This is a genomic window from Pseudoalteromonas sp. M8, assembly GCF_018141365.1.
Taxonomy (GTDB): domain Bacteria; phylum Pseudomonadota; class Gammaproteobacteria; order Enterobacterales; family Alteromonadaceae; genus Pseudoalteromonas.
In genome coordinates this window covers 285,773-301,071 of record NZ_CP047239.1, presented here as the reverse complement: position 1 = coordinate 301,071, position 15,299 = coordinate 285,773, and the positions used below count along the sequence as shown (strand labels likewise).

Annotated in this window: 13 protein-coding genes; 11 read left to right on the top strand and 2 right to left on the bottom strand. The window is 43.1% G+C overall.

What is annotated here, in order from left to right; translation table 11 throughout:
* Nucleotides 1-76 precede the first annotated feature (76 nt).
* On the bottom strand, nucleotides 77-1,303 hold the full coding sequence (locus GSF13_RS01225) for an MFS transporter (RefSeq protein ID WP_174169315.1): 1,227 nt from the start codon (nucleotides 1,301-1,303) through the stop codon (nucleotides 77-79).
* 186 nt (nucleotides 1,304-1,489) lie between these two features.
* On the opposite strand from GSF13_RS01225, the gene gtfA reads away from it, so the two are divergent.
* From gtfA to GSF13_RS01200, 5 genes are all read left to right on the top strand, one after another.
* Nucleotides 1,490-2,959, top strand: a complete 1,470-nt coding sequence (gtfA, locus tag GSF13_RS01220) for a sucrose phosphorylase (RefSeq protein WP_211865708.1) — start codon at nucleotides 1,490-1,492, stop codon at nucleotides 2,957-2,959.
* A gap of 182 nt (nucleotides 2,960-3,141) precedes the next feature.
* On the top strand, nucleotides 3,142-3,903 hold the full coding sequence (locus GSF13_RS01215; RefSeq protein ID WP_249122657.1) for a metalloregulator ArsR/SmtB family transcription factor: 762 nt from the start codon (nucleotides 3,142-3,144) through the stop codon (nucleotides 3,901-3,903).
* 21 nt (nucleotides 3,904-3,924) lie between these two features.
* Nucleotides 3,925-4,935 carry an ArsJ-associated glyceraldehyde-3-phosphate dehydrogenase gene (locus GSF13_RS01210; protein ID WP_069019406.1) on the top strand — a complete coding sequence of 337 codons (1,011 nt, stop codon included), beginning with the start codon at nucleotides 3,925-3,927 and terminating at the stop codon, nucleotides 4,933-4,935.
* 6 nt (nucleotides 4,936-4,941) lie between these two features.
* Entirely contained in the window at nucleotides 4,942-6,141 is a 1,200-nt protein-coding gene (gene arsJ, locus GSF13_RS01205; protein WP_211865706.1) for an organoarsenical effux MFS transporter ArsJ, read from the top strand.
* Between the two features lie 92 nt (nucleotides 6,142-6,233).
* Complete coding sequence (locus GSF13_RS01200; protein ID WP_211865704.1) at nucleotides 6,234-7,331, top strand: hypothetical protein; 1,098 nt, start codon at nucleotides 6,234-6,236, stop codon at nucleotides 7,329-7,331.
* 36 nt (nucleotides 7,332-7,367) lie between these two features.
* Here GSF13_RS01200 and GSF13_RS01195 read toward each other — a convergent pair whose 3' ends face one another.
* Nucleotides 7,368-8,399: a LacI family DNA-binding transcriptional regulator gene (locus GSF13_RS01195; protein WP_010605303.1), complete on the bottom strand. Its 1,032-nt coding sequence runs from the start codon at nucleotides 8,397-8,399 to the stop codon at nucleotides 7,368-7,370.
* A 170-nt stretch (nucleotides 8,400-8,569) separates the two neighbouring features.
* On the opposite strand from GSF13_RS01195, the gene GSF13_RS01190 reads away from it, so the two are divergent.
* The 6 genes from GSF13_RS01190 to GSF13_RS01165 all read left to right on the top strand — a co-directional run bounded on the left by GSF13_RS01190 (nucleotide 8,570) and on the right by GSF13_RS01165 (nucleotide 15,255).
* Entirely contained in the window at nucleotides 8,570-8,797 is a 228-nt protein-coding gene (locus GSF13_RS01190; protein ID WP_010605304.1) for a FeoA family protein, read from the top strand.
* Nucleotides 8,798-8,815: 18 nt separating this feature from the next.
* Nucleotides 8,816-10,900, top strand: a complete 2,085-nt coding sequence (feoB, locus tag GSF13_RS01185) for a ferrous iron transport protein B (RefSeq protein WP_211865702.1) — start codon at nucleotides 8,816-8,818, stop codon at nucleotides 10,898-10,900.
* A gap of 269 nt (nucleotides 10,901-11,169) precedes the next feature.
* Nucleotides 11,170-11,598 carry a GNAT family N-acetyltransferase gene (locus GSF13_RS01180; protein WP_010605306.1) on the top strand — a complete coding sequence of 143 codons (429 nt, stop codon included), beginning with the start codon at nucleotides 11,170-11,172 and terminating at the stop codon, nucleotides 11,596-11,598.
* A gap of 105 nt (nucleotides 11,599-11,703) precedes the next feature.
* Nucleotides 11,704-13,557 (top strand): monovalent cation:proton antiporter-2 (CPA2) family protein, encoded by a 1,854-nt coding sequence (locus GSF13_RS01175; protein WP_174169311.1) that lies wholly within the window; start codon nucleotides 11,704-11,706, stop codon nucleotides 13,555-13,557.
* A 25-nt stretch (nucleotides 13,558-13,582) separates the two neighbouring features.
* The gene (locus GSF13_RS01170) at nucleotides 13,583-14,482 is read left to right on the top strand and encodes a LysR family transcriptional regulator (RefSeq protein WP_174169310.1); all 900 of its coding nucleotides are present in this window, start codon (nucleotides 13,583-13,585) and stop codon (nucleotides 14,480-14,482) included.
* Nucleotides 14,483-14,565: 83 nt separating this feature from the next.
* Nucleotides 14,566-15,255, top strand: a complete 690-nt coding sequence (locus GSF13_RS01165; RefSeq protein WP_010605309.1) for a pirin family protein — start codon at nucleotides 14,566-14,568, stop codon at nucleotides 15,253-15,255.
* Nucleotides 15,256-15,299 lie beyond the last annotated feature (44 nt).

Sequence of the window (15,299 nt, the reverse complement as noted above, 5' to 3'; positions counted from 1 at the left end):
ATCAATAATTCAAACAAAATTTTAATGCTTTGGTTTTTATGAATTTTAACCCGCGAAAAATTTGTGGTTGGAGGGGTTACACTCGCTGCAACTTAGCGTTTTTGCTCAATAGTAAGCGGGCAGGGTCCTTTAACCAGTTGTACAGCATGGCCGCAAAGAGTAAAAATGCAAACCCGGTCGCAAGTACAAAGCCATAGCTAACATGGCCAAAGTAATCGCTCACCATACCCATCAGAAGTGGTGCTAGCGCAGCAGAAAGTGCGGTGAAGAACAACATCACACCAGCAACAGAGCCATGCTGAGCTTTGTCAAAACAAGAGATCCCTTTTGAGTTTAATGTTGGGTAAATCATAGACATAAATAAACCACTTAGCGGGAGCGTATAGATAGCGGCATTAACACCATAAAGATAAGTTAAAAAATAGCATACAAATATAGCAAAGCTCAGCGCTAGCATTACGCTTTGCCAACGGTACTTAGCGAGTAACCATACAGCCATAAAGCGACCTACTGCACGTAAAATAAAAAAGATGGTGAGGGCATAAGTTGCAAGCCAAGTTAAATCACCTTGGTAATCCTGTAATAAAGTGGGCATCCATACATAAATTGCGACTTCAGTTGCAACGTAGAGTGCTATGGCGAGGGAAAAGCCAAGTGCATATTTGTTCTTGAGCATCGCTGCTGTGTGTGAGAGGCCCGCATTGTTTTGTGCATGAGCGGTATTAAACTTGGGAAACTCAGTGCTTAAAGTCACGATACTGAGTATTAAGCACAGCCCACCAGCAAGCACATAAAGATAGGTCCAACTCACCCCCTGTATCAATAGATAACTGACAATTGCAGGGCCAATTATCGCGCCGATGGCAAAGAAGCCTTCGACTTTATTCATGGTTTGAGTATGTTCTTGTGCGCCGTCAGAAATGTCGCCTAGAAGAGCGAGGGCCCCTGTTTTAAATAGACCAATGGCTAATCCAATCACACATAAAAGCATTAAAAACATGGTGAAAGTTTCACCCAGTGCGAACAAGAAACATGCGGATGAAAATAGCATGAGGCCAATTAACACCGTGAGCTTACGACCTATTTTATCTGCCAAAAATCCTAAACATAAGCCGCTAAAGGCAATTAAAATCATTGGCGCATAGTGAAAGGCGCTGGCTTGGGTCATGCTAAGTTGATATTCGCTGATCAGTGTTGGAATGATCACGCCAACGGCGTCTGATGTCATCGCAAACATCAAAAACATCATATAAGTTAACCAGCGCAATGTGTTGAGCTGAGTGTGATTCGACTTGCTGCTCATTGTTCACCTCTTGAAGGGCTTTGTTATGTAGCTGGTCTACTTCTTTACATAAGACTGAGTGTAATACTAATCTGCATTAAGCGAATTATTTTTAGTAGAACGCTACGATAAAACTTGATTATTGTTTGTTCATGATTAAAGATATAACTTAATCGATTAAGTCTCAACTTTTTTAATGAGTAAATTATGAAAAACCAAGTTCAGTTGATCACGTATGCTGACCGCCTGTCTGGCGGCGGCCTTGCACAATTAAATACGTTACTAACGGGCCCGTTAGCTGGACTATTTGGTGGTGTCCACATTTTGCCTTTTTACTATCCAATTGATGGTAGTGACGCAGGTTTCGACCCGATTGACCATGCCAAAGTCGACGGACGATTGGGCGATTGGCAACATATTAAGTTGATTGCCGAGCACTATGAGGTAATGGCAGATCTTATCGTTAACCATGTGTCAGGAGAGTCAGCAGAATTTGCAGATGTGTTGGCTCATGGCCAAGAGTCACAGTTTTGGTCGATGTTTTTAAAAGAAGAAGATGTCTTTCCTGATGGCATCACGCAAGTGCAAGCGCAAGCAATTTATCGTCCGAGGCCAGGAAGTTGCTTTTCTAAAAAGGTGTTAGTGAGTGGCGAAGTTGTGGATTTTTGGACCACTTTTACTGATAACCAAATTGATATTAATGTTGAGTCAGAAGCGGGGCGCACTTATTTAGAAAAAGTCTTAACATTGTTTGCAGACAGTGGAGTGAAAATTATTCGACTAGATGCCGCAGGATATGCAATCAAACGCGCAAATACCAGCTGTTTTATGACTGATGAGGCCTTTGCTTTTATCAATCAATTATCTAAGCGCGCCAATGAACTTGGCATGGAAACCATTGCCGAAATTCACAGTTATTACAAAACTCAAGTAGAGGTTGCCAGCAAAGTCGACCGTGTTTATGATTTTGCGCTCCCTCCGCTTATTTTACACAGTTTATTCAATAAAGATTTTTCGGCTTTAGCCAAGTGGTTGGACATTGCGCCGCGTAATTGTCTAACGGTGCTGGATACTCATGACGGAATTGGCATTATTGACGCAGGGCCTGAAGGGGATAAACCTGGGTTACTCGATGCCAATCAAATTGATGCTTTGGTTGAGCAGATCCATAGCAACAGTAATGGTCAAAGCCGCAAGGCAACCGGCGCTGCAGCGAGCAATGTCGACTTGTATCAAGTCAATTGCAGTTATTATGAAGCCTTAGGGAAGCATGATTTTTATTATTTAGTAGCAAGAGCAGTTCAGTTCTTTTGCCCTGGAGTACCACAAGTTTATTACGGTGGTCTATTGGCGATGGAAAATGACATGGCGCTCCTTGAAAAAAGTAATGTTGGGCGCGATATCAACCGCCCTTATTTGGATGTAGTGATGGTGGAAGCTGCACTCGATAAACCTGTCGTGAAGGGTCTGCAAACTCTAATTAAACTGCGTAATACTTGCTGCGCATTTGATGGCAATTTTGCAGTAACATGCCAAGGCTCAAATCTGGTTATAACTTGGGAGGGCAATAATGCAAAAGCGGAGTTGCGAGTTGATCTCGCAAAAGATGAAGCCATGATTAAAACTTCTGAAAACGCAACAGAGCAGAGCTATAACATTCAATCGCTGCTTTTCTAACCATAGCGAGGAGCCAAAGTTGCGCGTAGAAAGCTGGCTTTAAGTTCCTCAACATCGATTATCCTTGGTAGCGGCTCGCAATCTTAGTTGAGCTGCTATGTATAGATAAATATCAACAAAGCGTAATTGACATAGCGGATTATCTATATAACAATAAAGTTATATAATTAATTTGTTATGCAATGATGAAGATACTTTTTCTTTGTTCTGGAAACTCAACGCGGTCAATTTTAGCGCAGGCGCTAGCTAACTTTCATGGTGGTTCGGATGTTCATGCTTATAGTGCAGGCACTAAGCCGAGCACTGTGAATGCGACTACGCTGTCAATGCTACGCCGTTTAGGGATTAATACGGACAATCTGTACAGTAAACACCTCAATGAGTATAAGGACGAACACTTTGATGTGGTGGTGACCTTATGCTCTGAAGTGCAATCTGAATGCGAAGGTAAACTGCAAGGAGAACATGTCCTTGCGTGGGATATTGCGAGTCCAGCTGAGCGAAATCGCAATAATGCTTATGAGCAAACCTTGTTCGACATCAATGAACAAGTTATTTCCCTACTACGCGAAGGTAAGCCACAACATACGCTACTTACACCCTTGCAATTTTATAAATCCTTAGCGGATGAGATCCGCTTAAAAACGCTTGCCATGTTGATGGTGGAAGGTGAGCTATGTGTTTGCGAGCTAATGGCTGCGCTTGAACAAGACAGCCAACCCAAGGTGTCACGGCATTTGGCGCAGCTAAAGAAGGCTGGAATTCTATGTGATCGCAAGCAAAAACAATGGGTATTTTATTCTATAAACCCAACGCTACCGCTATGGATGAAGGCGGTGATAAACGCCACGGTTATGCATCAACCAGATTATATAAAAGCTGAGTTAGAGAGGCTAAATGCGATGGGCGAACGGCCAACACGCATGGCAACTTGCTGTAACTAATAATTAGATTTTGGAGTTCTTATGACAATTAAAGTAGGGATCAATGGTTTTGGTCGAATGGGGCGTTTGGCGCTTCGCGCTAGCTTTGACTGGCCTGAAATCGAGTTTGTACAAATTAACGATCCTGCGGGCAATGCAGAAACCCTAGCACACTTGCTAGAGTTTGATTCTGTCCATGGTAAATGGCATCACAGTGTGTCTTTTCAAGATGAACAGATCCAAATAGGTGAAACAGTGTTGTCGGTGACTCAAAACAAAGAGATTGCGCAAACCGACTGGTCTCAATGTGACGTCGTGATCGAAGCATCCGGCAAAATGAAAACCAAAGCTTTGCTGCAACAGTATTTAGATCAAGGCGTTAAGCGTGTTGTTGTTACGGCACCGGTAAAAGAAGAAGGAGTATTGAATATTGTGATGGGAGTGAATGACCATCTATATGACGATATGCCCCACCAAATCGTTACAGCCGCTTCTTGTACCACAAACTGCTTAGCGCCTGTGGTAAAAGTCCTGCAACAAAATATCGGCATAAAGCACGGTTCGATGACGACTATTCATGACATCACCAACACGCAAACCATTTTGGATGCGCCACATAAGGATTTACGCCGTGCGCGGGCCTGTGGCATGAGTTTAATTCCGACAACAACGGGTTCAGCGACTGCTATTACCCATATCTTTCCTGAATTAAAAGGTAAGTTAAATGGTCACGCCGTTCGTGTTCCATTGGCGAATGCTTCATTAACAGACTGCGTTTTCGAGGTTGAGCGGCCAACCACAGTGGAAGAGATTAACCACTGGATGGCGCAAGCTGCTGCTACTGAGCTTAACGGAATTTTAGGCTATGAATCAAGACCACTGGTTTCTATTGACTATAAAACGGATCCTCGCTCTAGTATCGTCGATGCGTTATCTACAATGGTAGTTAATGGTACTCAGGTTAAGTTGTACGTGTGGTATGACAACGAGTGGGGCTATGCAAATCGTACCGCGGAATTAGTACGTAAAGTCGGATTGTCGTTAGGCGAATAAAGCATTATGCAGCTGCGCAATATACCTCAAAATATCAAGCAATATCTCATTGTGACAGGCAACTATTGGGCGTTTACCTTAACGGATGGTGCGCTCAGAATGTTGGTGGTGCTTTACTTTCATCAATTGGGTTATAACCCGCTTGAAATTGCCATGCTATTTCTCTTTTATGAAATTTTTGGTGTTGTCACCAATTTAATTGGAGGATGGCTTGGCGCACGCATTGGCTTAAACCGCACCATGAATATTGGGTTAGGCATACAAATAGTGGCATTATTGATGTTGGTAGTACCAACGCACTGGCTCACCGTGCCTTATGTTATGGCAGCACAGGCGCTCTCAGGTATTGCCAAAGATCTCAATAAAATGAGTGCCAAAAGTGCGATAAAGGCCATCGTAAAATCGGGTGAAGAAGGGACCTTGTTTAAGTGGGTAGCAATACTTACCGGCTCTAAAAATGCGCTAAAAGGCGTTGGTTTTTTTCTTGGCGGGCTGCTGCTTACCTTACTTGGCTTTACCGGCGCGATGTGGTTAATGGCAATCATGTTGCTATTAGTGTGGTTGTTTAGCCTTATCAGCTTAAAAAGCGATTTAGGCAAGGCTAAAAGCAAACCCAAATTTAGCGATGTATTTTCAAAAAGCCGAGCAATTAATATGCTGTCTGCCGCGCGATTGTTTTTATTTGCAGCACGGGATGTTTGGTTTGTGGTTGCGCTTCCAGTCTTTTTATCGCAGCAGTTCGGTTGGGATCATTGGTGGGTTGGTGGCTTTATGGCTACTTGGGTTATCGGTTATGGCATCGTGCAATCAACAACTCCTAGGTTTATTGGTCGTGATAAGTTTGCATCAACACCAAGTAAAGTCAGTGGATGGGCGTTGTATTTAGCGGCTATTCCGCTGTTGATTGCTATTTCACTTCAAGCGCAGCTCTGGACAAGCTTAGCCGTAGTAGGTGGGCTTTTACTCTTTGGTATTGTGTTTGCTATCAATTCATCTCTTCATAGCTACCTTATTGTGAGTTTGGCCGATAGTGATGGAGTGTCACTCGATGTGGGCTTCTATTATATGGCGAACGCCATCGGGCGATTACTCGGTACAGTATTGTCAGGGTGGATCTTTTTGGAGTATGGCTTAGCGGCTTGTTTAGTAATATCTTGCATATTCTTAATCACAGCAGGACTGATTTCAAACAAAATTGTTAGGTAAATGTGTTTGCTTGTGAATATTCTTGTTCCTGATATGGTTTCATGCTTTACTAATCTGGATTTATTCAGCTGATTATATTAAGGAGAATATAAGTGAATAAATACCTGTTAGTGTCAAGTTCGGTGGTAGCGGCTGTATTAACCTTAACTAAGGTTGCTACAGCTGAAGCTTCAACCAGAAAAATGTATGATTTGGAACTATGTTATACATGCGATGCAAGTACTGCGGAAAGCTTTGCTAAAAAGTATCTGCCAGCACTGACGTGTTACGAAAATGAAGGAGTATTCGATAGGGATTACATTCAAGAATGTTACTCTGATACTAAAGAAGTCTCAATTATCAACGCAAACTCAAAACAGAAGTGGCTTTATAGGTTATGGCATGCTAATCAAGGAGGGGTTAGTGCGGAAATGGAGCTTCTAAGCCAAATTTTACCTGTACCAGATCATGCAAATGCATTAGCGGACGAGTTAATCAAGTCTTATGATGCTTGGGGCCGGGCAACAACGAAAGTTTCCCAAGAGTATAATTCATCAAGTATGCAATCTACACTGGGTATCAATACTAGCACTAGCCGCCAACAAGCGTTATCTGAAAATAACTGTGAAAATGAAGCTATTACCCGAGCTGCAATACTCGCGTTCGACGAAAGGACAAGAACGACTCTACGAAGACGTGCGGAAAATGCATTAATTGAAGAGTATGGTAGCTTAAGGGCGGCATTTGAGACTACTCGTGTTACTCAGTTTGGTTACACGGTAGGTGTGGGAGGTGTTGGATTTACAGGTCAAGTAGAGTATGTACCGCGCAGAAGAATGATAGATATAAAATTTTATGATGCAATTAATGGCAACCATAGAGTGGTATATAATTTAGAGTTTAGTAATGATATCCGCATGGATTTAAATAAAGACATGACGACATTCGCAGGAGTATCTGTGCGCTATTTACGAGAGAATCCTGCAACCCTAAATCAAGTATCGAATTGTGTTCTTGAAACGCTTAATATATATAGAAAAGCGAGTGTGAAAAGTAGTGATACTTCAGATGGTGCTATTGATTTACCGCCAGCTACTGGGCGATATCCAAGTCGCAATTCTGGTGGAGGTGTAGGTGGAGAGTTTTGTACATGGACATTCTATGATCCTTGGGGAGAGGTGCTTTTCGAAATGGAAGGCATGTGTCCGTAAGGAACTTCTCGTATTTGAGTATTTAGCTTGGGGCAATTAACAGCTTTGCCCCATTTTTAAGGTATAGCCAAGCATTACTTTATCATCGCTTTTATTTAAGAAGAGTTTGGCTGCTTCTCGGCCTTTTTCTTCACTATTTTGATGAATGGTAGTTAAGCTGGGACTAAAGCGTAGCGCTTCATCAACGCCATCAAAACCAACGACTTTAAGATCCTGCGGTATCTTTACACCAAGTTTTTTGGCTTCTCTTAACAGCGGTAGTGCAATTAAGTCACTCATACACAGCACGGTATTAGGCCTTGGTGAGAGGTTAAGTAGTTCTTTTGCGGCGATATTTGCAAACCTTTCGCTGCTTTCAGGAATATTCCACACTCTGTCTTCGCCAAGTGTTAACCCACGCTCTTCAATGGCTTTGAGATATCCGCTATAACGCTGATGCGCAATAGAGGTCTCTATATCTGTTAGGTTCTGCTCATATACGCGGCATAGCAAATCAGTGTCTAATAATCTCAAACCAAAAATAGCAACATCACTATTGTCGTTTAATGCTTTACTCGCTACATCAAAGGCGGCTTGTTGGTTGTCGATATTAATACTGGCATGTGCGGGCAAATCAAAGTCAACCGTCACAACCTGTTTGCTAACATTCGCAAGATGCTCAATTAACTTGGGATTACGCGGGCGGCCATAACAAATTAAGCCGTCGACGAAATCGACAATGTCTCCGACATTATCTGCGGTGCCTGAGAACAAGAGTAGGTTAATATGCTGAGCTTCTAAAACGCTTGCAACTCCTCGCATAAAGCTACTCGCAACGGGATCTGATACCATATATTCAACGCTATCGGGTAGTACCAGCGCGACAATGTTAAACGAGCCCTTACGCAGCGATTGGGCTGCCTTGTTAGGTCCAAAATAACCCAATTCTTTACAGGCTTTTAGGATTTCTTCTCGTTTGGATTTAGAGAGTTGATCTGGTCTGTTAAAAGCATTCGATACAGTTGCATTTGACACACCTAATTCCGCCGCAATGCTTTTGAGCGTCCATTTTTTTTTGTCGTTACTCATTGGCAGGACCCCTTAATACAGTCAGGCATATGGCAATGGTTTAGTTCATCTTAACTAGTAAACACCTTAAATAACAAGCAATAATAGATTATTGTCGCAATCTAGTTTAAAGAAAATAGTCAATGAGGTATGATGCGCCATACTTTTATTGCAAATTGTTCTCATAATCAATGACATTAGATAAACTTTCCAAAAATAGCGCAGCGACCATCACTTCTCTTACCCATCCAGATACTGCGTTACTGAGTCGAATAATGGCACTTGGAATTATTCCTGGTGAGCAAATAGAAGTCATTAACGTCGCCCCACTTGGATGCCCGATGCAAGTGAAAATTGGTGACACCTTTGTGAGTGTGCGTAAGGCCGACGCACAGTTCGTTGAAATTGAAGTTTTATAAGTTATTAAGGGCTCACGTATGAAAATTGCGTTAGTGGGGAACCCGAACTGCGGGAAAACCACATTATTTAACCGCCTGACCGGCTCTAAACAAAAAGTAGGGAATTGGCCAGGGGTAACTGTCGAGAAAAAATTCGGCTATTTTGCTTTAGAAAACACAAACGTAGAATTGGTAGATTTGCCCGGCTTATATAGCATGGAGCAAATTGAGCCAAGCCAAGATGAGCAAATCGCGTGTGACTTCCTAAAGCAAAATGAAGCTGACGTCATCATTAACATCGTGGATGCCGCAAACTTACAGCGAAATCTAGTATTAACTTCCCAGCTGAAAGAATTAGGCAAACCTATTCTCGTTGTTGCAAATATGGTTGATGTCGCAACACAGCGTGGAAGAACGTTAGATTTAAAAAGACTCTCTGAACAGTTAGGGTTACCTGTAGTGCCATTCCACGGTGCTAAAGGTACAGGGCAAGAAGCGTTGTTGGAACAACTCGCACAGATCACGCGTTTTCCAAAAGCACCTGTGACGGCAAACACCGAAAGTGCTAGCAGCGATCCCCTCGAAAAAGCGGTTGCTCGTCACCAAGCAGTGAAAAAATTGGCTGATGGCGTAAGTGTCATTACGCCAAAACGTGCAGATACGACAGAAACGCTTGATAAAATTGTGCTCAACCGCTGGCTTGGTGTACCTATTTTCTTAGCCATGATGTATTTAATGTTTACCATTGCGGTGAATGTTGGTGCTGTATTTATCGACTTTTTTGACATCGCCGTGGGCGCCTTACTCATCGATGGTGTAAAAATCTTGCTGGCTGATATTGGCGCACCTCAATGGCTAAGTGTGTTATTGGCTGATGGTTTTGGTGCGGGTATTCAATTAGTGGCGACCTTCATCCCTGTTATTGCGGTGCTGTATCTGTGCTTATCCATTTTGGAAGACAGTGGTTATCTTTCTCGGGCCGCGTTTGTTATTGACCGTTTGATGTCATCCATTGGTCTACCTGGCAATGCTTTTGTACCTTTGATTGTTGGATTCGGCTGTAATGTGCCTGCGGTTATGGCGTCAAGAACGATGGGCCGAGAGTCAGATAGGTTACTGACGATTATTATGGCGCCATTTATGTCCTGCGGCGCTCGTTTGACGGTATATGCGTTATTTGCAGCGGCTTTCTTTCCAACGAACGGAGCCAATGTCGTTTTTGGTCTGTATTTGCTTGGCATAGTGGTTGCGGTAGGTTCTGGCTTTTTATTTAGAAAGCAAGTATTCAAAACGCAAAAATTACCCTCGTTTACTGAGATGCCAGCGTATCATATGCCAATTTGGCGCAATATATTCATTACCACTTGGCAGCGTCTGAGCGGCTTTATCAAACGTGCTGGCAAAACAATTGTCATGGTGGTTATTTTACTCAGTGCATTAAACTCGATTGGTACCGACGGTTCGTTTGGCAATGAGAATACAGATAGGTCACTTTTGGCGAAGGCTGCACAAGTTGTCACGCCAATCTTTGAGCCAATTGGGTTAAAAGAGGAAAACTGGCCTGCTACGGTTGGTGTTGTGACTGGTATGTTTGCCAAAGAAGCCATCGTCGGTACTTTAGATGCGCTTTATACCGGTGCCGAAGAAGAAGGTGGAGAGTTTTCATTGTTGGCTTCGTTAAAAGAAGCGTTGATGACCATAGTAGACAATAGTAAAGATCTTATCGCAAACCTTGGTGATCCATTAGGACTTAACGAATTAGAATCAGGTGCTGAAAGTGGCACAGTGCTACTCACCGCAATGGCCGCGAAATTTAATGGTCAAATTGGTGCATTTAGTTATCTTGTCTTTATCTTACTCTATACTCCTTGTGTAGCGGTATTAGGTGCAATTAAGCGTGAATCTGGCGGTAAGTGGATGTGGCTTGTTATTGGCTGGACGACCTCAATTGCTTATATCATGGCGACTTTAGTTTACCAAGCTAGTCAGTTAAGTACCTCGCTGACGAGTGCTTCACTTTGGATTGTAGCGATGTTGTTGTTTGGATTTGCGTGGTGGAAAGGGTTATCCCGACTGGGCAATAAACTTAACCAACCGCCAACCTATCAAATAAACTTAGGTTAGTTATATTCAAAAGCTTGTTTAATTACGGCGCTTAGAGCGCCGTTTTTTATTATTTTTTGGTATCAAGCAAAAAAGGCAGTGTCAACTGAGTCAACACTGCCAACAACTCTAAATCAATCAAGGGGAGTCTTCGTAAAGGAGATTACGCCGCTTTATTGACCGAAGGGTTACGCAATAATGAAAGATTTATGACTGTGAAAATTTCACTTTGCTTCTTGCTAAAAATCGCTTAATTTTTAGCTCTACTCTTGCTGTTAACCGGGACAATAATGATAACCACTGATACTCCTCTTATTTTGCGCCACCTTGATACTATCCATGCACTGATCTCTAATGCTTATTGGGCAAAACAAATGCCTAAAGCATTGCTAGAAAAAGCCATTCAAAATAGCCTGAGTTTCATGTGTTTGGATGACAAAGGCGAGTTTCAGGGTTTTTGTCGCGTGATAACTGACTATGCCACCTTTGCCTATCTTGCTGACGTGATAGTTGATGAAAGTGCCAGAGGTAAAGGAGTAGGCAAAGCGATTGTTCAAGCCGTGGTTGAACATCCAGAGCTACAAGGCTTAAGGCGCTTTATGCTGGCAACTTTTGATGCGCATACTCTATATGAAAAATTCGGCTTTGCAGCGGTGCCAGATCCGAGCATTTTGATGCAGATCTGCCACCCCACTATATATTCGGATTTACAAGATTAATTGCAGGATTTCGGTCATTTATATTTTGTTTTTTAGAACGAAGACTGGATAAATACACTTACCCTGAACATAATAAAGACGATAACAATAACAGGTGTCTTTATTATGTTACTGCTCGCGACTATCTATTTGGCTGCTGCGATATTGGCGGTGCCAATCGCTAAACGGCTAGGGCTTGGCTCTGTGCTTGGATATTTATTGGCGGGGATCCTAATTGGTCCTCACCTTCTTCATCTTGTGGGGGAGCAAACGGACGTCATGCACTTTGCCGAGTTTGGTGTAGTGATGATGCTATTCTTAGTCGGGCTTGAGTTACAGCCCAAAAGGCTCTGGACGATGCGCCGCTCTATAGTTGGTCTCGGTGGCTTACAAGTAGTTATAACAACGGCTGTACTCTATTTCGCGATTGATTTAGTGCTTGGCTTTTTGTGGCAGCAATCATTAGCCATCGCGTTAATGTTGGCACTGTCTTCTACTGCCATTGCACTGCAAACCTTAAATGAAAAAGGCTTAATTAAACAATCTGGCGGTCAAAATGCGTTTTCGGTGTTGTTATTTCAAGATATAGCCGTGATCCCCATTCTCGCTATTATGCCGTTGTTAGCATTTAGTGATTTGGCTGTGAGTGATGGCCACGGCAATTTATTACACGCTTTTCCGACTTATCTCCAAGTGATTATCTCTGTTTTTGTCATTTTGGCTATTATCGCTGCCGGGCATTATGTTGCCGCGCCGTTATTTAGGTATATTGCCAGCACTCGAATGCGCGAACTATTTACCGTGGTGGCGTTATTTATCGTTATCGCAACCGCGTTATTGATGCAAAGCATTGGTTTATCCCCAGCGCTTGGAACATTTCTCGCGGGTGTTGTTCTCGCGGAAAGTGAATTTCGCCATGAATTAGAAGCCGATATCGAACCGTTTAAAGGGTTACTACTTGGCCTCTTTTTCATGACAGTAGGCGCATCAATCGACTTTTCCTTATTGGCACAAAAATGGTTATTTATTTTAGCGTCAGTGGTGCTACTAATGGGGTTAAAGGCGGTTATTTTATATATGTTGGCAACGGCGTTTTCACTGCATAAGCGAGCGACATGGTTATTTACCGCAGCCCTGTGTCAAGGCGGTGAGTTCGCGTTTGTACTCCTTTCGGTTACTGGCAGTTTAGCAATCTTAACTCCAGATCAAGTCGCGTTAGTTACACTGGTTGTTGCGGTATCTATGCTCGGATCGCCCCTCATTTTTATTCTTTATGACAAAATAGTTGAACGCCAGGCCAATACTCCTCAAGAACAAGATAGCTTAGAGACGATGGAAGCGACACAAAACGTTATTGTGGTCGGCTACGGGCGTTTTGGCCAAGTGATAGGGCGTTTGCTTCATGCACAGGGTTATCATTTATCGATTTTGGATCACAGCCCAAGCCAAATTGAATTACTCCGTCGCTTTGGCAATCAAGTGTTTTATGGCGATGGTGCTCGATTAGATTTACTCGAAGCCGCAGGGGCTCACGAGGCGCAAATGCTGGTCGTGGCGATTGATGAGCCAGATAAAACCCTCGAAATCGTCAGGTTGGCGCAGCAACATTTCCCTAACCTAAAACTTGTAGTTCGTGCGACCGACCGTCGCCATGCCTACCAACTGATAAAATTGGGTGTCACTGCGTTTGAGCGAGAAACCTTTGTCTCTGCTGTGAAGTTAGGTGAACAGGCGCTCAAGTTATTGGGCCATAGTGAAGAAGATGTCGCACGAGCGGGTTACCTCTTTACCAAACACGATGTTGAATCTATGCATATGCTCGCCGATGTGTGGGGAGACGATGAAAGCTATGGTATTGCGATCCGTCAGCGTATGGCTGACCTCAAACAGGTGTTGCAGGCGGACGAAAAAGCGCAAGAAGATCTTAATACCTGCCATGGTGAAGATTGTGAAAATAAACCATCAACCATTGAGCAATAACGCATAAATATTAGGTTAAATCAGTATGTTGAGAGTGACATTAGAACAGTGGCGAATGTTTAGAGCCGTTGTTGAATATGGTGGTTTTAATCAAGCTGCCAAAGAGGTGCATAAAAGCCAGTCAAGTATCCACACTGCGGTCCATAAAATTGAGGAATGCCTTGGTGTTAAGCTTTTTAGAGTCGAAGGGCGAAGAACCCTGTTAACCGAAGCGGGTGAAATGATGCTGCGCCGTGCCAATTATCTCTTGGAAGAAGCGGCAAAAGTGGAAGCGGTAGGGCAGACGCTGGGCGAGGGAGTTGAGAGTCAATTGCGCATTGCGGTCGATGAAATTTTCCCACAGCAGGTACTCTATAAGGTGCTAGAAAATACATCTGCACAATACCCTTTATTGCGTGTCGAGTTGGTCGAGTCAGTATTAACAGGCGCATCAGAACTTTTACAAAATACCGACGTAGATATCGCCATTTCTCCAGTTACTTTACAAGATGGGTTCAGTGAAGAGTTGTGCCAAATCGAGTTTGTTGCAGTGGCAAATCCCAATCACGCATTACATCAATTTGGTCGCGAGCTTACATTCGAAGACTTAAAATCCCATCGTCAAATCGTAGTGAGAGATTCTGCAATCTCGCGTAAAAAAGATGAAGGATGGTTGGGGGCGCATCAACGTTGGACGGTGAGCCATATGACAACCTCGATAGATATGATAGCGCAAGGCTTAGGATTTGCTTGGTTACCTATTCCGGCTATTAAAACGCAACTAGACTCTAGCGTCTTGAAACCACTACCACTATCGCAACATAGTCAGCGTAAAGCACAGCTTCATCTTATTTTTAAAGATGGTGACAGGCTTGGGCCCGCCGCGCGCGCTTTTATTGGTGAGTTAAGATATCAGTGCATGCAGCTAGAAGATTCTCTTGAGTAGAATGGTTGATGTTAAATTATCAAATTTTATTCGTTTCAAACAGGCAATAGACTAAGGTCATCAACATGCGTTTGGAGCGAAACATGCGATATATTCGAAAAGCACAAGATAGAGGTAAAGCAGATTTTGGCTGGTTGCAAAGCCAACATAGTTTCTCATTTGGTCGATATTATGATCCCGCCCACATGGGATTTGGTAATCTTAGGGTGATCAATGATGACACAGTACTTGGTGGTCATGGCTTTGATACTCATGGTCACCGAGATATGGAAATTATTTCCTATGTCATTGACGGTGAATTAGCACATCAAGATAGTATGGGTAATCAGTTTACTGTGGCGGCAGGTGAAGTTCAGAGAATGAGCGCCGGTAGTGGCATTCTTCATTCAGAATATAATGCTTCAAAGACAGCGCCTGCCCATTTTTTACAAATTTGGATAGAGCCAAAGCTTAAAGGCATAACCCCGAGTTATGAACAAATTCAAATCAAACAAAGTAGTGCACTTACGCCGATTGTTACGCCTACAGGCGTGGAGAGCACTCTGAGTATCAATGCTGACGCTGAAATACACCGATTGCAACTACATCAAGGTCAACAGATTGAGCTGAATGCGCACGCGCAAAAAGCCTATTTGCACATTGTTGGCGGTGAAGCGACGCTTGATGGTGAAAGGTTTCAGCAAGGAGATGGCATCGGTCTGATTGCTGATGACAACATGCAGGTTACGGCAGTAACAGATGTTGAAGCGCTGTGGTTTTTATTACTTAACTAAGCAAATTGGTATTAAATTCAGCGCCTAAAATTAAAGGAATTGAA